The organism is Nonomuraea purpurea, from assembly GCF_042650645.1.
Taxonomy (GTDB): domain Bacteria; phylum Actinomycetota; class Actinomycetes; order Streptosporangiales; family Streptosporangiaceae; genus Nonomuraea; species Nonomuraea purpurea.
The window spans coordinates 40,603-67,138 of record NZ_JBHSBI010000042.1 but is presented as its reverse complement, the minus strand read 5'-3'; the positions used below and the strand labels follow the sequence as shown (position 1 = coordinate 67,138).

At 67.7% G+C, this 26,536-nt stretch carries 29 protein-coding genes and 1 pseudogene; 18 read left to right on the top strand and 12 right to left on the bottom strand.

The genetic code is table 11. The annotated features are described in order from the left end of the window. Positions 1–95: 95 nt before the first annotated feature. Both ACFOY2_RS49310 and ACFOY2_RS49305 read right to left on the bottom strand, forming a co-directional pair. On the bottom strand, positions 96–659 hold the full coding sequence (locus tag ACFOY2_RS49310; RefSeq protein WP_379535100.1) for a hypothetical protein: 564 nt from the start codon (positions 657–659) through the stop codon (positions 96–98). Between the two features lie 421 nt (positions 660–1,080). Further along, a complete protein-coding gene (locus ACFOY2_RS49305) occupies positions 1,081–1,575 on the bottom strand; it encodes an NUDIX hydrolase (RefSeq protein ID WP_379535099.1) in 495 nt (164 codons plus the stop codon). A gap of 120 nt (positions 1,576–1,695) precedes the next feature. On the opposite strand from ACFOY2_RS49305, the gene ACFOY2_RS49300 reads away from it, so the two are divergent. Beyond that, positions 1,696–1,884, top strand: coding sequence for a transposase (locus tag ACFOY2_RS49300; RefSeq protein WP_379535118.1), 189 nt, complete (start codon positions 1,696–1,698; stop codon positions 1,882–1,884). On the opposite strand, the gene ACFOY2_RS49295 is transcribed toward ACFOY2_RS49300, so the two are convergent. The 5 genes from ACFOY2_RS49295 to ACFOY2_RS49275 all read right to left on the bottom strand — a co-directional run bounded on the left by ACFOY2_RS49295 (position 1,838) and on the right by ACFOY2_RS49275 (position 6,522). Then, entirely contained in the window at positions 1,838–2,515 is a 678-nt protein-coding gene (locus ACFOY2_RS49295) for a hypothetical protein (RefSeq protein WP_379535123.1), read from the bottom strand. The two genes, ACFOY2_RS49300 and ACFOY2_RS49295, sit on opposite strands and share 47 nt — an antisense overlap. Before the next feature lie 106 nt (positions 2,516–2,621). Then, positions 2,622–2,891, bottom strand: coding sequence for a hypothetical protein (locus tag ACFOY2_RS49290; protein WP_379535098.1), 270 nt, complete (start codon positions 2,889–2,891; stop codon positions 2,622–2,624). Between the two features lie 178 nt (positions 2,892–3,069). Further along, a complete protein-coding gene (locus ACFOY2_RS49285; RefSeq protein ID WP_379535097.1) occupies positions 3,070–3,651 on the bottom strand; it encodes a sporulation protein in 582 nt (193 codons plus the stop codon). 103 nt (positions 3,652–3,754) lie between these two features. Further along, positions 3,755–4,651, bottom strand: a complete 897-nt coding sequence (locus tag ACFOY2_RS49280) for a hypothetical protein (RefSeq protein WP_379535096.1) — start codon at positions 4,649–4,651, stop codon at positions 3,755–3,757. Positions 4,652–5,034: 383 nt separating this feature from the next. Next, positions 5,035–6,522 (bottom strand): Ig-like domain-containing protein, encoded by a 1,488-nt coding sequence (locus ACFOY2_RS49275; RefSeq protein WP_379535095.1) that lies wholly within the window; start codon positions 6,520–6,522, stop codon positions 5,035–5,037. Between the two features lie 172 nt (positions 6,523–6,694). Between ACFOY2_RS49275 and ACFOY2_RS49270 the strand changes: the two genes are divergently transcribed. Next, positions 6,695–7,429: a hypothetical protein gene (locus ACFOY2_RS49270; protein WP_379535094.1), complete on the top strand. Its 735-nt coding sequence runs from the start codon at positions 6,695–6,697 to the stop codon at positions 7,427–7,429. A 15-nt stretch (positions 7,430–7,444) separates the two neighbouring features. On the opposite strand, the gene ACFOY2_RS49265 is transcribed toward ACFOY2_RS49270, so the two are convergent. Beyond that, positions 7,445–8,422 (bottom strand): CocE/NonD family hydrolase, encoded by a 978-nt coding sequence (locus tag ACFOY2_RS49265; protein ID WP_379535093.1) that lies wholly within the window; start codon positions 8,420–8,422, stop codon positions 7,445–7,447. Continuing rightward, complete coding sequence (locus ACFOY2_RS49260; RefSeq protein ID WP_379535092.1) at positions 8,419–8,988, bottom strand: TetR/AcrR family transcriptional regulator; 570 nt, start codon at positions 8,986–8,988, stop codon at positions 8,419–8,421. Before ACFOY2_RS49260 ends, ACFOY2_RS49265 begins: the two co-directional genes overlap by 4 nt. 88 nt (positions 8,989–9,076) lie before the next feature. Between ACFOY2_RS49260 and ACFOY2_RS49255 the strand changes: the two genes are divergently transcribed. From ACFOY2_RS49255 to ACFOY2_RS49220, 8 genes and pseudogenes are all read left to right on the top strand, one after another. Then, positions 9,077–10,603: a carboxylesterase/lipase family protein gene (locus ACFOY2_RS49255; protein ID WP_379535091.1), complete on the top strand. Its 1,527-nt coding sequence runs from the start codon at positions 9,077–9,079 to the stop codon at positions 10,601–10,603. A 92-nt stretch (positions 10,604–10,695) separates the two neighbouring features. Continuing rightward, the gene (locus ACFOY2_RS49250; protein WP_379535090.1) at positions 10,696–11,370 is read left to right on the top strand and encodes a hypothetical protein; all 675 of its coding nucleotides are present in this window, start codon (positions 10,696–10,698) and stop codon (positions 11,368–11,370) included. Between the two features lie 183 nt (positions 11,371–11,553). Then, positions 11,554–12,276 carry a PEMT/PEM2 family methyltransferase gene (locus tag ACFOY2_RS49245; RefSeq protein ID WP_379535089.1) on the top strand — a complete coding sequence of 241 codons (723 nt, stop codon included), beginning with the start codon at positions 11,554–11,556 and terminating at the stop codon, positions 12,274–12,276. 65 nt (positions 12,277–12,341) lie between these two features. Beyond that, complete coding sequence (locus ACFOY2_RS49240) at positions 12,342–15,128, top strand: hypothetical protein (RefSeq protein WP_379535088.1); 2,787 nt, start codon at positions 12,342–12,344, stop codon at positions 15,126–15,128. A 66-nt stretch (positions 15,129–15,194) separates the two neighbouring features. Then, positions 15,195–15,374: pseudogene (locus ACFOY2_RS49235) on the top strand (hypothetical protein); the annotation flags it as partial. A 161-nt stretch (positions 15,375–15,535) separates the two neighbouring features. Next, positions 15,536–16,048: a MarR family winged helix-turn-helix transcriptional regulator gene (locus tag ACFOY2_RS49230; protein ID WP_379535087.1), complete on the top strand. Its 513-nt coding sequence runs from the start codon at positions 15,536–15,538 to the stop codon at positions 16,046–16,048. After that, on the top strand, positions 16,045–16,941 hold the full coding sequence (locus ACFOY2_RS49225; RefSeq protein ID WP_379535086.1) for a DMT family transporter: 897 nt from the start codon (positions 16,045–16,047) through the stop codon (positions 16,939–16,941). The genes ACFOY2_RS49230 and ACFOY2_RS49225 overlap by 4 nt, the downstream gene beginning before the upstream one ends. Next, positions 16,938–17,558, top strand: a complete 621-nt coding sequence (locus tag ACFOY2_RS49220) for a DJ-1/PfpI family protein (RefSeq protein WP_379535085.1) — start codon at positions 16,938–16,940, stop codon at positions 17,556–17,558. Before ACFOY2_RS49225 ends, ACFOY2_RS49220 begins: the two co-directional genes overlap by 4 nt. A 38-nt stretch (positions 17,559–17,596) precedes the next feature. Here the strand turns inward: ACFOY2_RS49220 and ACFOY2_RS49215 are convergent, their stop codons facing one another. Then, entirely contained in the window at positions 17,597–18,424 is an 828-nt protein-coding gene (locus ACFOY2_RS49215; protein ID WP_379535084.1) for an SAM-dependent methyltransferase, read from the bottom strand. A 56-nt stretch (positions 18,425–18,480) separates the two neighbouring features. After that, positions 18,481–19,359, bottom strand: a complete 879-nt coding sequence (locus tag ACFOY2_RS49210; RefSeq protein WP_379535083.1) for a DUF72 domain-containing protein — start codon at positions 19,357–19,359, stop codon at positions 18,481–18,483. A 180-nt stretch (positions 19,360–19,539) separates the two neighbouring features. On the opposite strand from ACFOY2_RS49210, the gene ACFOY2_RS49205 reads away from it, so the two are divergent. The 8 genes from ACFOY2_RS49205 (at position 19,540) to ACFOY2_RS49170 (ending at position 25,950) form a co-directional block, all read left to right on the top strand. Continuing rightward, the gene (locus tag ACFOY2_RS49205; protein WP_379535082.1) at positions 19,540–21,144 is read left to right on the top strand and encodes a carboxylesterase/lipase family protein; all 1,605 of its coding nucleotides are present in this window, start codon (positions 19,540–19,542) and stop codon (positions 21,142–21,144) included. A gap of 55 nt (positions 21,145–21,199) precedes the next feature. Further along, on the top strand, positions 21,200–21,874 hold the full coding sequence (locus tag ACFOY2_RS49200; protein ID WP_379535081.1) for a response regulator: 675 nt from the start codon (positions 21,200–21,202) through the stop codon (positions 21,872–21,874). A gap of 44 nt (positions 21,875–21,918) precedes the next feature. Next, positions 21,919–23,100 carry a sensor histidine kinase gene (locus tag ACFOY2_RS49195; RefSeq protein ID WP_379535080.1) on the top strand — a complete coding sequence of 394 codons (1,182 nt, stop codon included), beginning with the start codon at positions 21,919–21,921 and terminating at the stop codon, positions 23,098–23,100. A 128-nt stretch (positions 23,101–23,228) separates the two neighbouring features. Beyond that, positions 23,229–23,480, top strand: coding sequence for a hypothetical protein (locus ACFOY2_RS49190; RefSeq protein WP_379535079.1), 252 nt, complete (start codon positions 23,229–23,231; stop codon positions 23,478–23,480). A 66-nt stretch (positions 23,481–23,546) separates the two neighbouring features. Further along, positions 23,547–23,720: a CsbD family protein gene (locus ACFOY2_RS49185; RefSeq protein ID WP_379535078.1), complete on the top strand. Its 174-nt coding sequence runs from the start codon at positions 23,547–23,549 to the stop codon at positions 23,718–23,720. 265 nt (positions 23,721–23,985) lie between these two features. Next, positions 23,986–24,141 (top strand): hypothetical protein, encoded by a 156-nt coding sequence (locus ACFOY2_RS49180; protein WP_379535077.1) that lies wholly within the window; start codon positions 23,986–23,988, stop codon positions 24,139–24,141. Between the two features lie 235 nt (positions 24,142–24,376). After that, positions 24,377–25,135, top strand: a complete 759-nt coding sequence (locus tag ACFOY2_RS49175; protein WP_379535076.1) for a class I SAM-dependent methyltransferase — start codon at positions 24,377–24,379, stop codon at positions 25,133–25,135. A gap of 125 nt (positions 25,136–25,260) precedes the next feature. Next, positions 25,261–25,950: a DUF899 domain-containing protein gene (locus ACFOY2_RS49170; protein WP_379535075.1), complete on the top strand. Its 690-nt coding sequence runs from the start codon at positions 25,261–25,263 to the stop codon at positions 25,948–25,950. A 29-nt stretch (positions 25,951–25,979) separates the two neighbouring features. Here the strand turns inward: ACFOY2_RS49170 and ACFOY2_RS49165 are convergent, their stop codons facing one another. Continuing rightward, positions 25,980–26,285: a nuclear transport factor 2 family protein gene (locus ACFOY2_RS49165; protein ID WP_379535074.1), complete on the bottom strand. Its 306-nt coding sequence runs from the start codon at positions 26,283–26,285 to the stop codon at positions 25,980–25,982. Between the last annotated feature and the right edge of the window lie 251 nt (positions 26,286–26,536).

The window sequence follows — 26,536 nt, the reverse complement described above, 5'->3', positions numbered from 1 at the left end:
ATGCCGTCATTGCGGCAGGCTCCAGCGCGCCTCTTCCGTGGAGGCACGTTCGGAACACGAAAGGCAGCCGCCTCCGAAAACCCGGTCGGCGGTCGTCAGCGAGCGTTCAGCAGCGCGGGCGGACCCCGTCGCGGAATGGCCCGGACGAGTTCAGGGCCGCGATACGTCTTCGCCTCCGCGGCGAGCACCACCCGAATCGGTGGCGTGAACGGCTCGACCGCTCCGACGAGCAGCCGGCGGAGCTTCGGCAGCGGAGCCATGCCCCACAGCCGCACCATCAGCCAGAACGCGCTCTCCCCGCGATACAGCCACCATCCGCTCATCACCGCGACCACGAGATGCGCCACGGACATGCCGACGCCGTTCGTGCCCGCATGCACGTGATCAGCTTGCGTGATGGAGACGGAGACGCTCCTGGTGTACAACTCGTGCAGCAGGAGCTGAGCGCCCGCCGTCGCGGTGACGACGATTTCGGGTCCCCGCTCGTGCCGGTTCAGCGCGTAAGCCAGGGCGAAGGCCGCCACCATGCCGACGAACAACGTCCACACCGTGACCGGCGTGCCACCGGCGAGAACATGGCCGCCCGCGGACATGACCACGCACACCGCCGCGAAGACGGCGGCGCGGGTCAGGCGCGAGACCCGTTCCAGGGCGGACACGGCACTCATCCTTCCAGCCCGGCGACCCGATGAGAAGGCCGTCATCAGACCTTCTAGCCTGTACGTTGACAGGTACGGGGCCGATCACCACGAGGTTCGACGGAATCGGAGGGTTCTTGATCTGCTGGCCTTGTCGACGCCGGTGATCGCACATGAAGGTCTTGAACACCAGCGCAAGCTTCGCGATCCCCCCGCTCGATTTGCCCGCACTGTTGATCTTACTGGCAAGCACCCAGGTGCCCGGCCCCAGGAGAAGGTCAGGGGCGAAGTGCCCGTCGTTGTTCTCCGTGCCTGTCTTCGTGCGAAGACATCCTCGCTGGCTTGCTCCGGCCGCGGCCCGTGGCGGAGCTGTTCACGAATGTGCTGAAGCCGCTACCCCGTCCTGGAACTGAGGAAGCATCAGCCAGGGAGCGGCTGTTCGTCACTGAGCTGAGCGGCCAAGATATCGGCGCAGGGCTTCTCGCCCACCTGGAACGAAGGGCCCTCGATTGACCACCTTCCGCAGTTCGGGCTCCGTGAGCCAGGCATGCCAAGCGATCTCGGACGGATCTGGAGCCAATGGCTCGGCGATCAAGGCCTCGTGCACCCCGAACCAGACAGGGCTGATCCCGTCCTGGCACAGGAACTTGAACAAAAAGCCGACCGCGACGCTGGCGCCCAGTTCCTCGACCAGTTCGCGGGCCGCCGCGTCCTCATACGATTCGCCTACCCCCACGGCGCCGCCGACCATCACGTCATAGTGGCCGGGAAAGGGAACATGCCCCTCGGCTCGGCGCAGCACGAGGATCCGCCCCATCGGATCGCGGCAGATCGTCGTCGCGATCCGATGCATCCACCGCCGACGCACCGCCTCTGCGCGCTCCACGACTTCCAGCACGCGGTCCTGTTCATCCACCCGCTCGATCAGCTCACCCATGCGGCACACGGTCGCAGACGTCACTGACAACCTGGCGTGGGATCACGGGCCCTCCCCCGACGTGAGGACATCTTGAGTGCCGGATGATGGAAATCCGGAGACAAGGAGTTCCTCGTGGCGATGAAGTCGTATCCGCCGGAGTTCAAGGTGGACGCCGTCGCGTTGTACCTGTCTGACCCGGCGCGGACGTACGCGTCGGTGGCCCGGGACCTGGGCATAACCGCGAGAGCCAAGCCTAGAAGGCCAGGTCAGACCCTCTGCGTCAGTTCTGGCACCGGGCAGGCGGGGATGCGGTTCTGCAGCCTCTGAGCGCTCCGCTCGATTTGCCGACCGGATCAGGCTCCATCGGTTGCCTGCCACCACGGACAGCCGCGATCATCTCCGACAACAGCGCCATCTTGTAAACGGACGAGAAGGATCTCTCGCCAAGGACGGGCTCGGTTTCTATTCGCCCCGGTTCCATCACACGTTCAGCAGTGGCCGTTTCGACACCTTCTCGCTCTTGATCTTCTGCATTGTTTGACATGGCAGCGTTCGTCGCCAATTCTGCGCCCTCATTGGCCTTGCCGGGGGCTACCACGATCACCTTCTGAGTTATCCGGCACACCGGAGCCCTCTTGCAGAGGGCATTCTGAACGCTGGTTGCCCCGCCAGGGGTGCTGGTTGACGTGTGTTGGTAGCCCTGGTTGTTGGTAGGACTTTCTATGGAAATCGTTTTGTTGGCGTCGGAGTCGTTTTCAGAGGGGCTGGGGTCTCCGCCCATATCCGACATGATATCGAGGCTCCTTGCTTCGCGTAGCGGCTGGAGGTTCGATGTGGCCGCGTACGCGGGAAAAGGTTCGATACACCCGGCGAGCATCGTCGAAGCAGATGCGAAGGCCAGGAAGTGGGCCGCAAGAAGCTTCGGCCTGACCGCTCTCCCGCGAGCCAGATGAGTCATTCTTTCTTGCCATCCTTTGCCAAGTTATTGCGAAACCTTTACAGCAAAAGGGTGCGCTTCAGTGCGGAAAGGTTCCTCTCCGACGAAATCCTTGCGGATCAGGCGTTCAGTACCCCATTCGCTGGGAGATCTTGCAGATCCGGGCCCTTCTTTTGCAGTAAGCGGCCTGCGTTCTGGTCTTGCCGCTGATGGAGACCGATATCTGCTGTGCGCCGCGCATATTGGTGGGGCTGTTCACTGCCATGTAGCTCTTATTGCGCTTGCCGTTCCCCCAGTCGGCGAAACCGTGGATCGCTGTTGCGGTTGCAACCGTCGGCGTCGGTGCAACGACACCCGATACGACAAGCATTAGCACGAATAGCGCGAACCATCGCATCCGCAGCACACCTCCCCTGTTGGCGACAGACGGGGTCACTCTCGTGCCCAAAATGATTTGTATCCAACGAAAGGACCCTGGCCCGATCCAGGCCGAAACCATTTTGCAGAAAATTACCTGGCGATGGTTCTAAAATGGCAACTACCGCGATGCCGATCTCCTTCAAAGGCAGGGTGATTCAACACGTCGGCCGCATCATGCGAAAGGCCGCCACCAAGCACGACTCCGAAGGCACCGGCGTGACGGCGACCAGGTCGAGATCGCTTCTGCCCACGATCGCGGCGATCACCACTTCAGTACACACGCCCAGCGCCATGTCAGGCAGACGCAGACCGTTGATCTCGCTGAGGGGAATCCCCCATGGGACCGCGACTTGAAAGGCGATCGCCTCTTCTTCACCCGGCCGAAGGATGACGGCGCCCGAAATCTGAACCTGCGAGAACTCGTCTCTGATGCCGTGATCGCTGTCTTCCCGCACCGGCCGTGTCGAAGCGACCAAGCCGAGGCCGATCCGGTCGATCAGGGTGTCGGCGTCACCGCCCTTCAGCCGTACTTCACCGGACAGCACACCACCAGGCTGCGTTCGCGGCGTGGCCAGGAATGTGGCTATCGAGGGCGCGCTCGCCCCGTCGGCATCGGGCATCTGTTCGGCACCGGCGCCGACCGCGGCCTCGCCCTCGTCTTCATGCTGACCGGTGTCATCGGCTTGATCGCCACCGCCCTGGCACTGCGCAGCCGCCCGTACCGGCGGCTGAGTCACCGACTCGGCTCGGACCCGGCGAACGGGGCCGAGCCGAGTCTCAAGCAGGCCGGGAGATGAGCTGAGTTCCAGGCCCCGGGGCGATTCCGCCCGGAGGCCGGGCTCAGCCGGGCAGGTGGATCGCGGACGGGGTGGGAATCATGCTCTCGAGGAGGGTGTCGATCGGGGCGGTCGCGACGTCTTCGCTCGGACGGGAGAGGAACACGTTGACGTGATATTCACCCGTTTCCTCCTTGCCAGTGGGGTCAAGGCCCTGCTCGGCCAGGCTGTGCAGGGCGAAGTCACGTTCGCGGTCGTCGGCGAATCTCCGCTGGGGGAATGTGGCGTTCTCCAGTTGTTCCGTGACGAGCCCGTGGCGGGCCAGTGTGTCGGCCACGGGCGTGAAGTCCACCGTCCGCAGGCACAGGGCGGCGAACCATGGGCGATGATCGGGCGATGTGCAGTCGAGCAGCCGGTCGATGGACCGGTCGGTGATATAGCCGATGCCGCCGGTGACTGTGATCAGGTCGGCCTCGCTCAAGGCCGCCGCCAGTTCGGGTGACGGGTCGTCGCGTTCCATGTTCTCGACCGAACCGGTGTCCAGCAGGCCGACCTGTACGGCGTACTCGACGGCTGACGCGGCGGTGTCCACTCCGATCACCCGGGGAGGGGTGCGCCGTCGGCGGCTCTCGTAGAAGGCGCGGTCCTCGTCGGCCAACTCTTCGCTCGCCAGAGCGGCCACGTGTTCGGCGCCGTAGTGGTCGTAGAGGTGGTCGAGCGTGAGGTCGCATTTCATCAGCGCCGCGTTCACACCGTACGAACAGCACAGGTCCACGACGGTCGGGGTGTCGACGTCGAGAGCGTCGAGCACCTGGCGGAAGACGCGCTGTCCATGATGGGGGACGGCGTAATCGAGACTGCCGAGCCGGTCGTAGTAGGCGCGGGGGTCCGGGCGATCGTAGATGTCGTTGAAGTCGGCTTTCATCAGCTTCCGGTCAGTGATCTGATCGTCGGCTTGCACATTCCACCTTTCTGTACGACTTATGCCGCAACAGGGTAAAACGACTCGTTTAACGTATCACATCCGATAAGTCCGGTTCGGTGAGCTCCGGGCCACCGCGTCAGCCGAATATTCGAACCACCGCAAGGAAGTTCAAGCCTGGCGTTCAATGCGGCCTTTTCTGTGCGACGCCGCACTGAAGCGGCTACGCGCTCAGGGCTTCCCGGTCACCAACGAGATGTGCGGCCTATGACCGAGGGAAGAGGGGGCGGTGTCTGCGCACGCCGCCCCCTCAACTTGTGGTCGGCCCCCAACCGCGCCCACAACGCCGCGCATCGTTGTCGGGGTTGTCGCGGTGTGGTCCGGCTAACGGGTAGATCAGCGCTGGAGTGTGGTCCGGCGCGTCAGGGGCGATGCGCCTTGGCCGTGACCCTGGACGCCGCCTTGCCGGTCATGGGCAGGCAGGGTGGTGTCTGGAAGACGACGCCGTCGAGGAAGTTGCCGATCGCGGGGTTTCCGCCGGCAGCCGACACGGACTCGAAGGCGAAGCGGGTGATGGTCTGACCGGCAGGGACGACGTAGGTGCCGGTGTAGTGGCCCCAGGCGGTGTTGCCGTCGGAGATGTCGGGGGTGGTGGCTCCGTCGGGGGTTTGGGCGGTGGTGGCGCCCGGTGTGCCGATGAGGACCTGCATCACGTCGGTTCCCGCGCGGCCTCGGTGGTAGAGCGACCAGGTCATCGTGGTGCCGGGGACGGTGGGTACGTCCTGGTAGAGGGTGGAGGGCTCGTTGGCGTTGAGTTCGGCGAACTGCTGGCCGTCTGCGGCGGGGACGCCGCTGGAGCTGTTCCAGAACTCCAGCTTGCGGTCGGAGGCGGTGGTGTGCCAGCCGACGGCGGGGTTGGTGGAGGCGTCGGGGATGTTCCAGTCGTAGCGGTTCACGACGGGCGTCTCGAAGCTGTTGTTGGCCAGGTTGATGGGCTTGCGGGTGCATGCGACGGTGACGGTGACCGTGGCGGTGCTGGTGCCGCAGGCGGTGTCGATGGTGTAGGTGAAGGTGTCGGTGCCGGCGCGGTCCTTGTCAGGGGTGTAGATCAGTTTGTCGCCGGAGATCTTCACCGTGCCGTGGGCGGGCTGGGTGACCTTGCTGATCGTGGGTGCCGTTCCGGTGTCATTGGCGAGGACCGGCACGGTGACGGGCGTGTCCTCGGTGGTGGTGGCGGTGTCGTCGGCGGCGTTGGTGGGCGAGATCGATTGGCCGTTGACGATCTGGATGGCGGGGGCGGAGGTGTTGTTGCCGAGTTGGCCCGGAGCGGCCAGGACGCTGCTGATCCCGGTGGGCCGGATGGTCATGCTGCGCCCGACGGTGCCTTGCTTGACCCGGAAGGTGATGGCCTTCGGCGCGGGGTCGGTCTTGGTGCCCGGCGACTGGATCGTCAGGGTGTTGCCGTTGATGTTGCCGACCCCCGACTGTGCGATGACGTCGGCGTTGGCCAGCAGGGACGCCAGGTCCCACGTGGTGGTGTAGGTGCGGACCAGCGTCGGCCACTGCGCCGTTCTGTGCGCCAGGGTGAGGGTGAAGGTGCTGCCCGGTGCGATCTGGCCACCCCATAGGCGGGGTGAGGTGGTGACCGAGATGGAGCCGCTGCCCAGCCGCCAGCCGACCGCGTTCTTCCAGTAGTACTCGACCGGGTAGTCCGCCTGTCCGTGCCGGACGCAGGGCGTACCGGCGCTCTGGTGGACGGGCTTGCGCGTGGCGGTGTCGGCGGCTGTCTGCGCCTGGGATGCTGCGGGGGTTGCCGCGAGCAGGGGGATCATGAGGGCCCCGAGGGTTGCCGTCGCTATGGCCTTGGCTCGGCCGGCGAGGCGCCGCCGGGAACGCGGGGTGGGGTTCACTTGCCATCCTCACTATGAGTAGTTGGCAAATAACTATCTGTAATCACATTGCCAAGGCAAGAGGTTTCGCGAGCTGTCTTGAGTGCCGGCAAGGCGCGAGGGCGTCGGCAGTATGATCGCCCCCGCGCTGCAACGCCGGTTTTCAGGCAAATGCCTCATTTGGGCAACCCTTATGATCACCAGGCTCGTCCGCCTGGACTACGGCGCCCCCTCAGCGGAGGACGGCTTCGTCGTGCCGGTCGACATCGGCGAATACAGCGAGAGCCGTACCACTGGGGTCCTCGGCGCGACCGCCTCCGACCTGACCGCGACCTATTACCGGACCAATGTCCCCGATGGCCTGAAAGGCGTTGTCCCGACTGACCTGTCCTTCATGACGACCAGGACGATCTCGATCGCAGGTTCCGGCGCCTACAGGTGGCGGGCTGATCGGCAGGACGTTCCCGCGGGCAAGTCCTGGCTCCACGGCCGAAGCTCCGAGTGCGAGCAGTCGTCGCGTGCCATCGGCGTCCGGGACCTCGTCTCACCGGAGGTGCTGCGTAAGCTGGCGGCTCCGGCTCCCTCTTCGGGGGAGGCCATCGACGGAGTTGCCACCGTGGTGCACGCCGGGAGCAGTTCGCTGGCGGAGTTCGCCATCGCGGCTCCCAACGACGACCCCGCGATCGCCGACCAATTGCGCGAGCGGAACAACTTGGCACAGGTCTCCTGGCAGTTGTGGGTCGGCCCGGACCGGCTTCCCCGTCGGGTGCACCTCACCGAGACTTATCCCACGGCCGAGGACGACCAGCCCAAGACCGCGGTGATCGAGGTCGACTTCACCGACTGGGGCGCCAATGTGGTCATAGATCCCCCACCGTCGGTCCAAGTGCACGAGATCGGGACTTGTCTGGGCGCGGAGCCATACTGAGGTCCCGTGCCGGTGTCAGGCTCCCCGGCGGACGGGGAGAACCACCGCTGACGGATGCGCCGGATCGTGGAAGATCTGCTGGTCGGCGGCACGGAGGATGGTGGCGGTGGCGCGGGGTTCGCCGGTACCGGGGTTGCGGTTGTAGCAGGGGAAGGCGCCGCTGGAGATCTGGGCTCGGACGCGGTGCCCGCGCTTGAAGCGGTACGCGGTCGGCCACATCTTCACCTCTGCCGTGGAGACCCTGTCGGCGTCGACGATGCTGACCAGGCCGTCGCAGACGTTGGTGGAGCGGCCGTCGGCGTCGACGTCGCAGAGGCGGACGAAGACGTCGGCGAAGGGAAGGCTGGAGCGGAAGAAGATCTCGGCGCTGACGTCGCCGACGACCTCCACGTCCTCGTCCAGCGCGGGAGTCGTGTAGGTGATGACGTCGGGGCGGGCTTCGAGGGCGGTGTTGTCGACGCGGCCGGCTTTCTCGCCGAAGGCCATGCGGACGCCGCCGACGGCGGGGGTGGGGTCGGCCGGGTCGTAGCGGTAACCGTCGGGGGATGATTCGGGGGACGTCTCGGCGGCGAGGACGCCGTCCGGCTGAAGGTGGAAGCGCTGGGGCTCGTACCCTGGCGGCGGCCAGGACGGGAAGTCGCGCCACTTCTCCTCGCCCATGACGAACAGGCGTACCGGGGCACGTTCGGCCGGTTCCTCGCCCCGGGCCAGGGCCAGGCTGAAATTGAGGGCCTCGGTGGTGTAGAGCACCTGAAAACCGCGTTCGGCCAGCGGACGGACCGTCGGCTCCGCGGTCATGCCGGACCTGCCGTAAGGAAGGCGGATGAGGGCGGTCGGCAGGCCGTCGCCGCCGGTTCTCGGGGCCCAGCGGTCGGCCAGCAGGACGGCCCCGTCGCGCATCGGCACGCGTAGGTCGCCTACGACCGTCAGATCTCTGGTGAGGGGCGGAGGCAGGCGCAGCATGCGCTGGAGGAGGTGGCTGTTCAGGTTCATCGGGGGCGGCCTCCGGGTGCGAGGGCGGGGTGGCTGCGGGTCAAGGCCGTCGAGAGGCGCAGCAGACGGTCCGTCAGTTCCTCGGGATCGAGGGGATCGTCCGCGTCGATCACCCAGTCGTTGACGATCGCGCCGGTCCCGCCGGTGATCATCGCCGCCAGGTCCTGCGCCGTGGTCCCGTCAAGGTCGCCGAACACCTCCCGCAGGCTCGTCATGGTGATGAGCGAGCCGAACAGCTTGTTCAGGGCCCGGGTCATGGGGAAGGCGCAGGAGCCGGTGAGCATCGCGCGGTAGAAGGGCCGGTGCCGGGCGAAGTGCCGGGCCATCGCCAGCATCCGCGCGCGAGGCGGCGCGTCGTCGTCTCCCGCCTCGGGGATGAGCTCCCGTTCGACCAGGTCGGTCGCGGCCGCGACAAGGAGCGCGTCACGATCCCCGAACTGCAGGTACACCAGCTGTCGGCTGACGTCCGCGGCGTCGGAGAGATCGCCGACGGGAAGGGCCGTGGTGCCGCGCTCGGTGACCAGGCGTACGGCGGCGGCCATGAGGGCGGCACGGGAGCGAAGCACTCGGCGATCTTGTCGGTCTTGCATACTCTAGGATATTAGACAAATGTTAAAAAACATACAATTGTTAAAGTCCTCAGTGAGGAGATCCATGTCCGCAGTCCCGGAGCCCGAGGTCCGTACCACCGCCGGCGTGGTGCGCGGACGCGCCGAGGACGGCCTGGCCGTCTTCCGCGGCATCCCGTACGCCCAACCCCCGATCGGCGAGGCCCGTTTCCAGGCACCCCGGCCCGCGCGCCACTGGGACGGTGTACGAGAGGCATACGAGTTCGGCCCGCCCGCCCCGCAGGACGCGAACATGGGTGGCCGCAGCGGCGGGGACCTCTTCAAGGGCGCGGGCGACGACTGGCTGACGGTCAACGTCTGGACGCCCGATCCGGATCCGGCCGCCCGTCGCCCGGTGATGGTGTGGATCCATGGCGGCGCCTACAAGCAGGGCTTGTCCGGCAGCCCCGGCTACGACGCCCAGGACATCGCCCGCGAAGGCGACGTCGTGTTCGTGTCGCTGAACTACCGCCTCGGCATCGAGGGCTTCGCCCACATCGACGACGCGCCCGCCAACCGCGGTCTGCTCGACCAGGTCGCCGCCCTGGAATGGGTCCGGGAGAACATCACGGCGTTCGGCGGCGACCCCGGTCAGGTGACCGTACTCGGCGACTCGGCCGGCGCCGGGTCCGTCGCCTCGCTGATGGTCATGCCGAGCGCGGCGGGGCTGTTCCAGCGAGCCGTCGGACAGAGCCTGCCCGGCACATTCCTCTCCGATTCCCTGGCCAGGGACGTCGCGAGGGCCATCGCCGCCGAGGCAGGCCTGCGCCCGACGGCCGAGGAGTTGTCCGGCGTGGATCCGCGGGAACTCCCGGCGATCGGCCAGGCGCTGACCTCGAAGATGCGGCAGCACGAGGACCGCTGGGGCTCCTTCGCGGACACGCTGTCCCTCTACTCTCCCGTCGTCGACGGCGAGGTGCTGCCGGTCGCGCCCTGGGAAGGACTGGCACGGGGCGCAGGACGGAACGTCGAACTGATCATCGGCCACAACCGCGACGAGTGGCGCACGTTCTTCCTCTTCGGCAACCTGTTCGGCAAGATCACCGAAGAGCGGGCGTCAGAGGTGCTGCGGCACTTCGGCCCCGGCGAGGACGGCGAACGCGCATACCGTGAGGCGTTCCCTGACGCGTCCGCCGAGGATCTGTTCGAACTCGTCCAGTCCGACTGGCTGTTCCGCATGCCGACGCTCCACCTGGCCGAGGCACAGGCCGCCGGAGGCGGGCGGGCGTACCTGTACGACCTGGTCTGGCAGTCCCCGGGCCAGGGCGGACTGCTGCGCGCCTGCCACGGCCTGGACGGCCCGCTGCTGTTCGGCACCTACGACGCCCACCTCGGCCCGGTGACCATCGGCCCCGAGCACACCGCCGAGGCCCGCGTCCTGACGTCCCAGATCCGCACGGCCTGGACCTCCTTCGCTGCCACGGGCGACCCGGGCTGGCCCGCGTACGACCCCCGCCGGCGCCTGACCCAGGTCTTCGACACGACACCATCCGTCACCGCGTACCCAGAAGAGACCTCGCGCCGCCTGTGGCAGAACCACACCTTCGAAGCGCTTCCCCTGCTGACCGCCTGACGCCGATCGTCTGGGCCTGGCAGGACCTGCCACCGCGCTTGAGTAGGGGCTGCTCATGACGATCCGGCGATCGGGACAACACCCTTGGTTCCATGAACCGTCGCTCCGCTGCCAGCGCGCTGTTGATCGCGATCCTCTCCTTCAACGCCCCCACCGGGTGCGAGTCCTGGAGTGATCCGCCCAGCACCGAACAGCCGCCCCAGACACAACCCAAGAACCCGCCACCGGCCAAGAAGGGTTTCTGCCCCGAGGCCGGGCCGATCACCCGCTCGCTGCTGCCCTCGCCCGAGGGCGTCGCGCGGATCGCCACGAACCCCTGCCTCGGCGTGAACGACTTCCTCGGCCTCGTGCTCGACGGCATCCCGGAAAAGGAGATGGCCGGCAAGGAGGAGTTGCGCAAGTTCCGCTCGGGGCTGACGACCTTCGCCAAGCAGGTCGTCCTGGTGGCGGACGCCGTGGACTGCGCGTACGAGAACGACCACCTCGCGGTCTCGGTCTACCAAGACCCCAGATTCGGCTGGTCGCTGGGCGTCGTAGCCGTTGTGCGAGGCGACGTGGAGGCGTTGGCGGAGGATGCGATCTGCCTGCTGACCAAGCAGGTGCCCTTCATACCAGACGTCGGCGTGCGGGCGGAGGGGCCGCCGACACCCACGTTCTGCGCCGACACCGTGCTCCGGGAGGCCCAGGGCTACCAGTTCAGGGTCGTATGGCTGGCCAGCTCCGACAGGATGTGCCGCAGCCTCTCGGGCATCATCAAGGATGCCTAGGCCAGTCGGGCGGGGCTCAGGAGGAGTGCAGCGACGTGGGAGAGCGGGCTGAGCGTTCAAGCGCACCCGCGCCACTGCTCACTCTATGAGATCGTTTGACGACCGTGCGTTACGGTACCGTGGAGGCGGGTCGACCGGCCGGCGAGGAGGTTGCGCGGGCTGCCGCGTCGTCGCCTACCACCGATGAAGGGTGTCACCATGCTCGCCTCCGTGTGGCGTTTCGTGATCGTCAGCGTCGGCATGTCGGGGCTGCGGCTGGACGGTTCCCACCGCATGGCGCGCACCGCCCTGTTCGTGGGTGTGCTCGCGGTGTACTACCTCGCCGGCCCACTGGCCGTCACCCCCTCCGTGGCCTGCTGGTACGCGGGCGCGGTCTGGATCCTGTACTACGGCGGGCTGAGCCTGGTGCTGGGCGGGCCTGGGCGGCGGCTGCTCATCGACCGCTTCGGCGAGGCTCGGGCGCTGACCATCTACGAGATCGGCCTCGGTGTCCTGTTCTGCAACCAGGGGTTCGCGCAGGCCGTCATCATCTACGCCTTCGGCGACAGCTTCCCGTCGGCGGTGCCGCTCTGGGCCAGCTTCCTGGCGGGCGGCGCCCTGATGGCGGTCGGCCTGACGTGCAAAACGTGGGCCGCCTGCACGACGGGGCTGGACACGTACTACTGCCATGACATGTTCCGCGGCAGCGCCACGCCCGGAGATCTGGTCATCTCCGGGCCGTACCGCTATCTGCGCAACCCGATGTACAGCGTCGGCAACCTGCACGCGTACGGCTGGGCCCTGTGGTCGCGTTCGCTGGAGGGCCTCGCCTGCGCGGCGCTCTTCCAACTCGGCATCTACGCCTTCTACCACCTCTACGAGCGCCCGTTCATCCGGCGGGTCTATTCCGTGGCCGCCGCCCACTGAGGAACGAAGACGGGGACGGTGCCTTGGATCTTCCAGCGAGCGCATGATCGAGTGATACTCCGAGCATGAAACGCGCGGCCGTGCTCGGCCTGATATCTCTCCTGTTACCCCTGGTCCTCGTTACGCCCCCAGCCCACTCCGCGTCCAGAGCCGAGGGCTTCGGCCCTGACGAGAAAATCGTCAAGGCCTACACCGACGGCGACCTGTCGGTGGACGACATGGTCAGGCACGGGATCGCCGCGCTGACCGCGCCAGAATCGGTCCCGGCGGATCTGCGCCCTTCGGGGCCGCTGTCCACGGACCCGCAGCGCTACCTCATCTATCTCTCGGCCATGTCGGCGAAGGCGTCGGCGGGGGCTCGCCAGGTCTTGTCCCCGGCGCAGCATGCCTTGTCCCAGGCCCAGGCGGGCACCCGGGCGGCCGCCGCGAATCCGGACTGCGACCGCGCCCAGCCGTACAGGTATCTCAACAAGGACTACCGCTGCTGGGTGAACGTCGACAACTTCGTCGTCTTCTACAACGTGACCGGTGGCGTGCCGCCCACGCCCGTCGAACCGAACGGCCGTCCCACTGCTGTGCAGAACATGGTGGACGCCGTCGCGATCACCGCCTCCACCTACCGGTCGATGGGCTTCGACATCACGAACAATCCATCGCTACCGCACGGCATCTTCCTCGGCGTCGACAGCCTCGCGGGTCAGCCGGTGACTGCGCCGTTCGTGCTGCCGATCGGCTACAACTCCATGCCGACCGTGCTGATGCCGTCCGACCCGATCTACTACGACTATCACCCGCGGCATGAGCTGTTCCACGTCTTCCAGTACTCCTACTGGAACGTCGGCCAGGTGACCGAGGACGTCATCTGGGAGTTCGTGGCCTCCGACCGGTTCGGGTCGATGAACTGGTGGATGGAGGCCACCGCGGAATGGGCCGCGCACCAGACGTACGTGGAGAACCCCTCTCACGTACCGGACCCGAACCAGCGGGACATGTACGCGCGCAGCGTCGGCGCCTTCCTCGGCGCCCCGAACCTGGCACTGAACGCCTGGGACGGGCTGGGCCAGTCACGCCAGTACGGGGCGTTCCTGCTGCCCACGTACCTGACCGAGCAAGTGGGCGCGAACTTCGTACGCCAGACGTGGGAGCGTATCCGCAGCGCCGACGCCCTGCCGATCGACGCGCTCAAGTCGGTGCTCGCCGGACGCGATCTCGACTGGATGCTGCACGCGTTCGCCATCGCCAACTACCGGCTTGCCGGCAGGCAGACGCTGATGGAGACGATGGGCTACAAGGATCCCGATGTCGGGCTCTGGCGGCGCAACCTCGCCGCCCACGCCGGCACCGGGGCCGACGATCTCGGCGGCGCCCGGCCGGCCAGGGCCTCGGAGACGGTGGGGGTCGGCTACAACGAGGTGCGTGGCGGCGTGCTCTATCCGGGCGGATCGACGTACCTCGACTTCAAGGCCGAGAAGGGCGCGGCGGCCGCCACGCTCACGTTCCAGGGGCCCGGCGCTCCGTCCCCTGGCGCTTCTCTGCCCCCGATCACATGGAGTGTCCTGGTCTGGGCGCGTACCGGCGAGGGGACCGCCGACCTGCTCGAGTACCCGCAGTTGAAGGGCAGCCTCCCGCCGGACGGCACGGGGACGATCAAGGTCGAGAACTTCCGCTACCCCATGGTGGCCACGCTGGTCGCGACCCGTACCGACCTGAACCCCGTCTCCAGCGTCGCGATGACCGACGACAAGGGCGCGATCTGGACCATCCGCAATTACGTCCCGATCCAGCACCGCACCTGTGACCTGCGCAAGCCCGACATCACGGTCTCAGAGCTCGGCGCCGCGCCGGAGAGCACGTTCAACGCCTACGCGGCCGGCACCCCCAACGGCTGGACCGGCGCGGACTCCACCTACTCCATGCGCATGCCGGACGGCAGGATCCTCTGGCTGTTCTCCGATACCTTCCTCGGCCCGCTCAACGCGGACGGCACCCGGCCCGTCACCGCCCCGCTGATCAACAACTCGTTCGTCATCCAGAACGGCAGCCAGCTCACCACCGTGCACGGCGGCACCGCCGCCGCGCCCAAGGCACTCCTGCCGCCGCCGGACGGCACGCACTGGTACTGGAGCGGCGACGGCTTCATCGTCGGCAACCGGCTCCAGGTGATCTACCAGAAGTACATGAGGTGGGGCACCGGTGAGATGCCGTTCAAGTTCGACGAGAACGTCGTGGCCACGTTCTCGCTGAGCGACCTGACCACGCCGACCAGCGTCGAGAAGCTGCCCTCGGACGGGGGCGTGGCCTGGGGGTCGGCGATCCTGCCCGCCAGCCGCAGCGGTGACGGTTACACCTACGTCTACGGGGTGTCGGACGCTCCGACCCACAAGCAGATGCGCATCGCCCGCGTCCGCGGTGACGACCTGCGGCAGGGACGGTGGCAGTACTTCACCTCGTGGGGCTGGACGGAGAACGAGAAGCACGCGCAGAACACGCTGACCGGCATCGCCAACGAGTACAGCGTCACCCCGTGGAAGGGCCAGTTCCTGCTGGTCAGCCAGGACAGCACCGAGGCGTTCAGCGGCTGGATCAACGCCTTCACCTCGTGTGATCCCTTCGATGGCTTCACGAACAAGACGAGCGTCTACCGGATGCCCGAGCCGGGCCCGTACGGCAGTTACTGGGACGGCGACATCATCGCCTACAACGCGCACGTGCACGCCGAGCAGAGCTCCGACAGTTCACTGCTGATCTCCTACAACGTCAACAGCCTGGACAACCGGATCGCGGCCGACGCCGACCTCTACCGCGACACCGGCATCTACCGTCCGCGCTTCTTCCGAGCGGCCATCCGCTGATGCCTGAGCCCCGGATGCCGGCGAGCACGCCGAGCGCGCCGAGCGCGCCGGGCAGCGGGGCCCGCCGTGCCGGATCCAGGAGCAGACCAGACGCTGCTCAGCGAGCAACTCATCGACTACGTGCGCTCCGCCGTCACCCACTTCGGGGGCGTTTCACCGCTGAGGAAGCTGTTCGACTTCGCCGCGCAACACCAGATCAAGAGCGCCATCCACGGCCCGGAGGACATCTCCCCCGTCGGCATGGCCGCCGCGATCCACCGAGGAACTGGCGGCCGCTCACCCGTACGAGGCGGCGTACCTGCCGATCAACCGGCTGCTGGACGGCACGATCCACGACTGGTGAGGCAGGCAGACGAGATCAGCCCCTCGGCGTTGACCAACATGTGCATGAGTTATATAAATGAGTCATGCATTCTCGTACGGCCAACCTCCTGGGCGCACTCGGCATCGCCCTCGCCGATGCGCAGACCGCAGAACTGGCGGCGGCGTCCGGCCTCGCGCCCACCGACGCGGCGGCGCTCAACGCGGTCGGAGTGGCGCCCGGATGCAGCATCCGCGCGGTGCGGGTCGCTCTCGGCATCACACACCCCGGCACCGTACGCACCGTCGACCGCCTGGCCGCCGCCGGGCTCGTGGAGCGCCGTGCCGGTGTGGACGGCCGTACGGTCTCCCTGTACCTGACCGCGGCGGGCGAGGAGGTGTGGAAGCGGCAGACTGACGCCCGCCTCGGATGGCTGGAGCGGACGATCGCGCAGTTGGCCGTCAGTGAGCGCGCCGACATCGAGCGGATCGTCTCGGCGCTCCTCACCGTGATCACCGGTGACGAGGATTCGGCGGAACGGATCTGCCGGTTGTGCGACGAGTACCGCTGCCCACAGGACCGGTGCCCCGTCACCCTCGCGACCACCACGAGCACATGAGGGCCGGCGGGCCGCTCCTGATGGTGGCCAGCGCCGCGACCTGGGCGGCCGGTCTGGTCCTGACGAAGGTCACGCTCGACACCACCGGTGCGGCGCCCGGTTCGGTGCTGGTGGTCCAGCTCGTCGCTTCCGTCGGGACGCTCGCCGCCGCGTACGCGGTCACCGGCGCCTCGCTCAGGGGTGCGTGGCGGCAGGGCTGGGTCGGGCTGCTCGAGCCCGGGATCGCCTACCAGTTCGGCCTTGCCGGGCTCGCGCTCACCAGCGCCACCAACGCCAGCGTGCTGGGGAGCCTCGAACCGGTGATGGTCCCGCTCATCGCCTGGGTGCTGCTGCGCGAGCGACCGCACCGGCGACTCGTCGTCGTCATCGCCGGTGCGACGGTGGGATCGGTGCTGGTGTCGTTCTCAGCCGACGGCGGCGCCGGGTCCTGGGCGGGCGACGGCCTCGTCGTCGCGAGCGTCGTCGCGGCCGCGCTCTACGTCGTGGTGGCCTCCAAGCAGGTCACGACTGTCGCGCCGCTTCCTGCGGCGCTCACGCAGCAGGTGTGGGCGCTGGGGTTCGTGATCGTCTCCCAGTTCGTCCTGGCCGGACCGCTGCTGTGGCCCTCGGCGAAACCCGCCCATCTGCTGCTGGCCGCCACGGCCGGCATCCTCAACTACGCGCTGCCGTTCTGGCTCTACCTGACCGCCCTCACGCGGATGCCGGTGGCGCGCGCGGCCACCTATCTCACGCTGATCCCGGTGTTCGGGGTGCTGGGCGCGGTGCTCACGCTGGGAGAGCAGGTGACGTGGCTGGACCTCGCCGGGGGCGCGCTCGTGGTCGGCAGCCTGGTCGCCGACGCGTCGAGCGCCCAGACAGACGACGTTGTACTCAAAGGAGAGGAAGTCCAATGACAACCTACGGGATCCTCGTCTTCGACGGGGTACAGGAACTCGACTTCGTCGGCCCTTGGGAGGTGTTCCACGGATCCTCCCGACGCCGCGGCCGCGTCGACTCGGTCGTGCTCATCGCGGAGCGGCCCGACCTCATCCGCTGCGGCAACGGCATGCGGGTGATGCCCGACCACACTCTGGCCGACCACCCGCCGCTGGACGTGCTGCTGGTCCCGGGCGGCGCCCATTCGCGGATCGAGGCGGAAATGCGGAACCCCGCGGTCACCGGCTGGATCAAGAGCACGGCCTCAAGCGCCGAGTGGGTCACCAGCGTGTGCACCGGCGCGTTCCTCATGCACGCCGCAGGTGTGTCCCACGGCCGCCGGGTGGCCACCGAACGCGCCCTCGAGGACGAGTTGGCGCGACTTGGGGACATCACGGTGGTGCGTGACGCCCGGTATGTGGTGGACGGCAATCTGGTGTCCAGCCAGGGTGTCTCCGCGGGGATCGACATGGCGTTGTGGCTCGTCGGGCGCATCCACGGCCGCGACCACGCCCGCGCGGTCCGGAGCGCGATCCAGTACGAGCCCGCCCCACCGTACCTCGCCGACGAGCCCCATCATCGGGTTGGCTTGTAACACGTCCGCCCCACGTCACCGCACCTGGGGGAAGACCGTTATTCACTCCCCCAGCGCGCCACACCGCAGAAGGCGTCCACCTCGTCCGGGACGCCGTCGACCGCCTCATCCTCGTAGCGCCAGCGAGACACCGACACGACGCCCGGTTCGAGCAGTTCCAGGCCGTCGAAGAAGCGGGCGATCCTGCCGGGTGTGCGCAGCTCGTAGGAATACACCTGGCCCTCGTCGCGCAACTGCTCGGTCTGGGCGGCCGCCTGCGGCTTGACGGTGTTGGTGCCATCCTCGACGACCAGGTAGCTGCCCACCGGCAATGCCCGCAGGTAGCGGCCGACGAGGTCGCGGGCCTGCTCGTCATCACGTACGGTGCCCAGGACTCCGAGCATCAACAACGCGATCGGCCGGGTGAAATCCAGCGTCCGGGCCGCCCGCCGCAGAATGTCGGCGGGATCGCGCACATCGGCGTCGAGGTAGTCACTGGCCCCCTCCGGGTGGCTGGTCAGCAGAGCGCGGGCATGCACCAGCACCACGGGATCGTTGTCGACGTAGACGACCCGGCTGGCCGGATCCACCCGCTGAGCCACCTCGTGGGTGTTGTCCACGGTCGGCAGACCGGACCCGATATCCAGAAACTGCCGGACGCCCTCCTCTTCGGCCAGGTGGCGGACGGCGCGGCGCAGGAAAGCCCGCGCGTGCAAGACGATCTGCCGCATCCCGGGATAGGTCCGCTCGACGATGTCGGCGAGTTCCTTGTCGACCGGGTAGTAGTCCTTGCCGCCCAACCAGTAGTTCCACGCCCTGGCCTGGCTCGGACGCGTGGTGTCGATCCCATTGAGCGCAGAAGCATCGGAGGGTGGGAAATCAGCCACAAGCTTCTCCATTTCCTGTCTCGTCGAGACTTGCACCATACGCTGCGGAGATTCCGTCAGTCGTGTGGCAACAGGCGGGCGAGTTGTGCGGCGTTGACCTGGGCATGGTCGCGATAGCAGTTGTTCATGAGTACGTGCGTCGTCTCGGCGTCCTCGGCGAGCCGGCGCAGTCTTGGCGCCCAGTGCCTGAGTTCATCCTCGCTGTAGAGGTAGCCGAACCGTTCGTGCACGTCCTTGCTGGTCCACTTCGCCGAATGACCATGAAATCGCACCACGGCCAGCCCAGCGGTGGCCGCCAGCACGGGCGGGATCGAACTGGGGTACCCCTGGGGCATGTCCACGCTCACGTAGGGCATCTCGTGCGCGCCGAGAAAGCTCAGAGTCTCGTCCTGGTTCTCCTCGCTCATCCAGGTGTGATTGCGGAACTCGACGCAGATCGGCAGCGGAGCGCAACGCTCCTTGCACTCCAGGATGTACTGCTTGTTGCGCCTGGCGATCGGGAACCATTGCGGAAACTGGAACAGGACCACGCTGAGCTTGCCCGCCTCGCGCAGCGGCGTCAGCGCCGTGAGGAACCTGTCCCATACCTGCTCGACGATGTCGCGATCCAAGTCGCGAAGGTAGATGTTCTTCTTCGTTTCCCCGAGGCGCTCCCGCAGGTCCTTGTACAGAGCGCCTGGGCGCGTGGGATGCTGCGTCAGCAGCGAGAACGCCTTGATGTCGAAGGTGAAACCGGCAGGCGTGCGATCGCGCCACAGGGAAACGGTGGCCTCCGCAGGTGGCGCGTAGTAGGAGGAATCTACCTCCACCAGCGGAAACTGGCTGGCGTAGTAGGCGAGCCGTTCCTGCGCAGAGGTGACGTCCTTGGGATACCAGCCCGACGCCAGCAGCGTGCTGTCGGTCCAGGAAGCGGTCCCCACCAGGATGGAACCCATATGCCACCCTCTACCCTCCTGGGGCAGGGCAAAAGGGGATGTCGACGACCTGACTCGTTCTTTGGTCACCCGATTCGCAACAACCGATCGCGAGCCGGCAACATTCACACGTCCCGGCGAGGCGGCCAATGACACGAAGCTGGCCATATGATCGGAAAGAGATCGCGTTTTAGCACGTCAATGGCGAGGCGGTTGCTCGCCGTGATCGCGGGCGGCTGTCTCACCATGACCGCGGGCGTGGCCCAAGCCGCCGCGCGGCCACATGCGGAGACGAAGCCGCAGCCCTCGATCGTGAAGCTGGACTCGGGCCGGATCCGGGGCTCGGACGACGGCACGGTCACGACGTACTCGGGCATTCCCTTCGCGCAACCCCCGGTGGGGAAGCTGCGCTGGAAGGAGCCGGTGCGGGTCGCACCGTGGCAGGGGGTGGCCGAGGCCACCAAGCCCGGCCGGCCGTGCACGCAGGTGGAGGGGGGCAAGCAGGTCGGCGGGGAGGACTGCCTGTTCCTCGACCTCACCGCGCCGGCCAAGGCCTCGCGCAAGCCGCTGCCGGTGATGGTGTGGCTGCACGGAGGCGGCTTCCTCACCGGCTACGGCAGCATGTACAACGCCCGGCGGATGGCCGAGCAGGGTGAAGTGATTGTGGTGACGCCCAACTACCGGCTCGGCCCGTTCGGCTACCTCGCGCTGCCCGGGCTGCCCGGCTCTGGCACGTTCGGGCTGGCCGACCAGCTCGAAGCCCTGAAATGGGTGCAGCGCAACGCCGCGGCCTTCGGCGGCGACCCGGGCAACGTGACGCTGATCGGCCAGTCCGCCGGCGGGATCAGCACCTGCGCGCTGCTCACCTCCCCGGCCGCGCGCGGTCTGATCGACAAGGCCGTCATGCAGTCGGGGACATGCACGCTCAACTGGCCGGCCGGCACCTACATCCCGGTCCCGGACATGCCGTCAATGACGCCGTACCCTTCGCTGAAGACCAGCCGGGACTTCAGCCTGGCCGCGGCCAAGCAGCTCGGCTGCGCAGCGGGCAAGGAGCTGGACTGCCTGCGGGCCAAACCGGTCGCAGAGCTGATGAAGGTCCACGAAAGTTTCGGCCTCAACCTCGCCTACGGCACGCCGCTGCTGCCGCTGGAGCCGGCGCAGGCGCTGCGCACGGGCAAATTCCTGCGCGTGCCGGTGATCTCCGGCGGCACCAGGAGCGAGGGCAACGGCTACGTCGCCGGCACCGCGCAGGCCGGGATCCGGGTGACCGCCGAGAACTATCCGACGTTGATGAAGAACGCGTTCGGCGAGCAGGCCGACAAGGTGCTGCGCGAATATCCGCTGACCGACTTCTCCTCGCCCGGCCTGGCCTGGGCGACGGTGAGCAGTGACCGCGGCTGGGCCTGCCCGACCTTGGAGGGCGACGAGGCGATGGCCGCCCACACCACGGTGTACGCCTACGAGTTCGCCGACGCCAAGGCCCCGAACATCTTCGAGACCCCCTCGGAATTCCCGCTGGGCGCCCAGCACGCCAGCGACCTGCCCTACCTGTTCGACCTGGACGGCCGGCCATGGGACGGGCTCACGTCCGAGCAGTGGCGGCTGGCGGAACAGATGATCGGCTACTGGACGTCCTTCGCCCACACGGGACGGCCCCGTGCCGAGGGCGCACCCGCCTGGCCCGCCTTCAAGCCGTCCGGCCAGACCGTTCTCAGCCTGAAGCCGGCAGGGCAGGGCGGCATCGGTCCGGATGACCTGGGCAAGCGGCACCGATGCGGCTTCTGGAGCGGACTCGGCGACTGATCGCGCAGTAATGGCCGGCCCCTCCCTGGGGCCAGCCATCGCGAACGAGCGCGCTGTGAAAGAGTATCCGGACGTGATAAAGGTGCTGCTTGCCGACGACGATCCGATGGTCCGACGGCATCTCAGGACGATCCTCGGCTCCAGTACGGAGATCGAGGTGGTCGGCGAGGCGCGAGACGGGGCGGAGGCCGTCGAGGAGGTCCTGCGCAACCAGCCCGACGTGGTGCTGATGGATCTGCGGATGCCGGGTGTGGACGGGATCACCGCGACGAGGGAGATCGCGGCGCTGGCCGCGCCGCCCGCGGTCATCGCGCTCACGACGTTCGACTCCGACGAGCACGTGCTCGGTGCCTTGGAGGCCGGAGCCGGGGGCTTCCTGGTGAAGGCCACCCCGGCCGAGGACCTGATCAACCTGGTCAAGGTGGCGGCCGCCGGGAGCGTCGTGATGTCACCGATCGCGGCGCGCAGGCTGGTCGCGCAGTCGTCCAGAGGCGACGAACGGCGCGACGGCGCACGGTCCCAAGTGGCCAAGCTGGCCGAGCGGGAACGCGAGGTGCTGGCCTGCCTCGGTGAGGGGCTCACCAATCCGGAGATCGCGCAGCGGCTGTTCCTGTCGGAGACGACCGTCCGAAGCTATGTCTCCCGCCTGCTGGTCAAGCTCGACCTCACCCACCGCACGCAGGCCGCCCTGCTCGCCCACCAGGCCGGGCTCCTCGACGAGCCCGGCTGACGTCCAGCCCCCTGACACCACGACGGCCTTGTGAGGTGCCCGCTGTGCTGCCACGTTTCTCCAGGCCGGAGCTCATCGTCAGCGACCGCAGGACGATGCTCCTGGGCTCCTTCGGCGTGGCCGTGCTGGTCGCCGTCGTCCAGATCGCCTTGTATGCCACAGGCGTGCACGACCGCGGCCCCGGCTCGCTCGCCGAGCTGGCCCTGAACCTCCTGCTCGACGCGTCGTTGCCGCTGGTGGTCCGCTTCCCGCGCAGCGTGGGCGCGTTGGCCATCGTGATCACGACGGTGCTCGCCCTCGGCGCCACCCTGGCGCCGGGCGTGGTGGGGCCGAGGATCGACCCGGACGTGACGCCCGTAGCGGCCCCGCTCACGGTGTCGTTCCTGGTCATCCTGCTGCCGTGGCGGCAGGCGTTCGCCTTCGCCGCGGTTCTGGCGCTGACGGCGATCCCGATCTGGGCGCCCTCGTGGGGGACGCTGTACGGGGCGCTGTCGTCCACCACTCTGCCCGCGCTGGTCGCCCTCTACCTGAAGGCTCGCTTCGAGCTGGTGCGATCGCTGCGCAGGCGGGCCGAGCTGGCCGACTCCGAGCGTCGCCTGCTCGCCGAGCGGGCCGAGACCGCCGAACGGCGGCGCCTGGCCGCGGAGCTGCACGACATCGTCACCCATCACGTCACCGAGATGGTCCTGCACGCCGACGCCCTGCGGGTGACCACCCGCGATGACGACGCCCGCGTGGCGGCCGATCAGATCCGGCGGGCCGGCACGCGCACCCTCACCGAGCTGCGCGACCTCATGCGGGTGATCACCACTGGGGTGCGGGCGGTGCCCGCGGGGCGTCCCGACGACGACGTCGGCGGCGACCTGGCCACGCTGACGGCGGCCGGGCACGCGGCCCTGAGCGTCGAGGGTGATCCCGGTACGGTGCCCGCGGTCGTGGCCCGTGCCGTCTATCGGGTGGTACAGGAGTCGCTGACCAACGCCCGCAAGCACGCCCCCGGGGCGCCGGTCACCGTCACCGTCGTCTATCCCGGTGACCGGGCCGAGGTCGAGGTGCGCAACGCGCCATCCGCGCGCAGCGTCGATCCCGCGCTGGCCGGCACCGGGTCCGGGATGGGCCTGACCGGGCTCAGCCGCCGGGTGACGCTGCTCGGCGGCGCCTTCAGCGCAGGGGACGACGGCGAGGGAGGCTTCACGGTCACCGCCCGCATTCCCATCCCAACCTAGGCCCAGATGTTAACCCGGCCATTACCCGGGCAACGGATCAATCATGAGCGCGATCGAATACTCCATGGACGCCGGTTACCCACAGAGCGCCGCCCCCGGCGTGTAGCCGGTCAGCTCTGGGACGGATCATGCAGGCAGACCGCACACAGCCGCCGAGCCGGCAAACGCAGCAGGACCTCGACGAGCAGGCCGCCGTCCAGACCGCCGCGATCATCGCCGACAGCCTGACTCCACCCCAGCCACCGCACTGGTTGAGGCGTGCCCTCCGGCGGCACCCGGCCGCCCGGTTGCTGGTCCCCTGTCTGGCTGTGACCGCCGCGCTCGTCATCATCAAGATCGCACGACACCGCGCCCGTTGCTGTGATCAGGCTCGCCCATAATCACATAAGCCCTTTTCGACGACGTTCTAGACTAGAGATAACGCGTCTCGCAAAGGAGACTTGGTAATGGGCGAGGAAGACAAGGTCAAAGCAAAGGCTCAAGAAGTCAAAGGCATGGCAAAAGAGCGCGTCGGAGAGGGTGCCGGCGACTCGTCTCTCCAGACCAAGGGTCGACTGGAGAGAATCCAAGCAAACCTCAAGCAGGCGGCGGAGAAGGTGAAGGACGCCTTCAAGAGATAACGCCTCGAAGTATGGCGGAAGCCCGTGCAGGCGGGCTTTCGCCAAAGCGCCGCCACCGGTCTTCGGGCAGGAGGGTGCCGAGCCGTCGCCACACGGCGCGCGCCTACAAGCTGACTGTTCCGGTCGAGCGCTGCCGGCGGTTGAGGCTCTACTGTGCAGGCCGTTTACGGCGAACACACCGGGTAGTCGACATTCGACAGCCCATCCGAGGCCGAGAAGAACGTGACCGCGTCACAGATGTTCAATTCTTTCAAAAGAGGACATCATGATAATCCTTGGCATTATCCTCCTGATCCTGGGGTGGATATTCAGCATCGCGGTGCTGTACACGATCGGCATCATCCTCATCATCGTCGGAGTGATCCTGCTCATCCTGGGCGCCATCGGCCGTCCAATCGGGGGCCGGCGGTACTGGTTCTGACATCAGCTTCCGCGCCATCAGTCACCGCGACCTCCGCTCGAATCCGCCCGCGACGGGGCACGGCGTAAGCCGGCGCCACCGAGCGCAGCCGGCAGCTGAAAGACCTGGGTGGGGCGTCAGTGCGGGCACGCCCGCCCGCCTTGCGGCATGACGCGACACCGCATATCGTGCCGATATATCAGCTCGATATATCGGAGCGATGGCTTGCCGTAGCCCAGCTGACGCGGGAGTCGCGATGAGGCGGATCGACTACGACACGGAGCAGTACCAGAACTACGCGCGTGGCCGCGCGCTCACCGAGCAGCAGCAACAGACATGGATCAGCGCCTTCGGAGCGGCGCTGCCCGAGCGGCGTCCGCTTGCGGGGCTGGACGTCGGGTCGGGGACCGGCAGGTTCACCCCCGCGCTGGCGCGAGCGTTCGGGCCGGTGACCGGCGTCGAGCCGTCGGTCCGCATGCGCGAGATCGCGCAGGCGCAGTCCCCGCATCCCGATGTGCGGTATCTGGAAGGCTCCGCCGAGGACATGCCGGTGCCGTCCGGCAGCGCCGACTACGCTCTCATGTTCCTGTCCTGGCACCACGTCCAGGACAAGCCGCGGGCGGTCCGGGAGCTGGCCAGGGTGCTCAGGCCCGCCGGGCGGCTGCTACTGCGCGCGAATTTCAGCGACCACCATCCCGGCCCGTGGTGGCTGGAGCACTTCCCCCGCGGCCTTGAGGTGGACGCCTCGCTGTTTCAGCCCCTGCACGAGGTCATCGAGATGTTCACGTCGGCCGGCTGGCGCGTTGCCGGCTTCTGCACGGTAACCGAGCCGTCCTACGGCACCCGCGGTGAGATGCTCCAACGGCTGCGCCTGCGCACCCTTTCGTTCTTCGCCCAGCTCAGCCCCGACGACCTGGAGGTCGGCTTCCGCCGCCTGGAGCAGGCTGTCGCCGCAGATCCCGACGCACCGGCGCCGGTGTTCTCCGAGCCGCTGCTCACGCTCGAACGGCGCTGATCATGCCGGCGACGCCTCGATGAGGCGGGCCCGGCGGTGCGGATCAGCCGGCCACCGATGAATTCGGCGACCGGGGCAGGTCTACCCTTGCGCACCGCAAGGTTCGCAGACATCAGTGAGGGACCATGAGCGCCAACGCACTACCGCCCGTCGTCGACGCCGAGACCTGGCAGCGTCAGCTCGAAGCGCTGCGTGCCCGGGAGAAGGCCGCCACCCGGGAACTCGACGCCATCGCCGCCCAGCGCCGCCGCCTGCCCATGGTGCGGATGCCGGACTACACCCTTGAGGGCGAGGAGGGGCCGGTTCGGCTGGCGGACGTCTTCGAAGGCAAGAGGCAGCTGATCGTCTACAACCACATGTGGTTCCAGGGCAAGGAGTGGCAGTGCCCGGGCTGCACGGGCTTCACCTCGCAGTTCACCCGGCTGGAGTTCCTGAACCTCTACGACGCCCGCTTCGTCGTCGTCACCCAGGGCCCGATCGACGAGGCACTCGCCTACAAGCGGCGGGTCGGGAACACGATGGCCTGGTATTCCACCGCGAACAGCCCGTTCGGCACCGACGTCGGCGCACCGCCCGGCGAAGGCTTCGCCGTCAACGTGTTCCTGCGTGATGGCGACACCGTGTACCGCACCTGGCACACCAACGGCCGGGGCACCGAGCAGCTCAGCCACTTCTTCGCGCTGATCGACCTGCTGCCGTACGGGCGGCAGGAGGAGTGGCAGGACTCGCCCGACGGCTGGCCGCAGTTCCCCACCTACAGCCGAGGGACCAGCTCCCAGGAGATCGCCGCGCTCTACGGCCCGGACACCGCCTAGGAACGCGGGCGAGCGCGCCACCGCCCGCCTCAGCGGTGGTCGTTCTCCTTGAGCTCGATCACCCAGGCGCGGCGCTCGCAGATCTTTCCGTCGCGCACGTCTCCCTCCTCGACCATGCGCACGACCTCCAGTCGCGGCGGCGAGATGAAACCCGGGCCCTCGATGGCGGCGTCGTACGCCTCCTTGCCGGTCAGGTGGAAGGCGCCGAAGACGGCCCACTCGATGTCGTCGGTCAGGCAGCTCAGGATCTGCGCCTGATCGTTCTTGCGGAAGCCGTCCAGGCAGGTCTCGACGGTCTGCTGGTAGCGGAACATCAGCTCGAACCCGTTTCCCACAGGCAGCCACACCCCAGGGGCCGGCCGAGGTTCTTCGATCCGATTTGTGGACGGACGGGGTCCAGACTGGCAAAGGCGGTTCATGGAGCGGCTATGGAACGCGGCCCACCGGTCACCTGCCGACCAGCCCAATCGGCGCGGCAGAAAACCGTAACCGAAGCGAATTGCAGGCTTCACTGCGGACACCCGGCCCGGTAACCCGGCAGGGAAATATAACGTGCAAGTCGGCATGGTCGGCGCTGCCGCCGGAC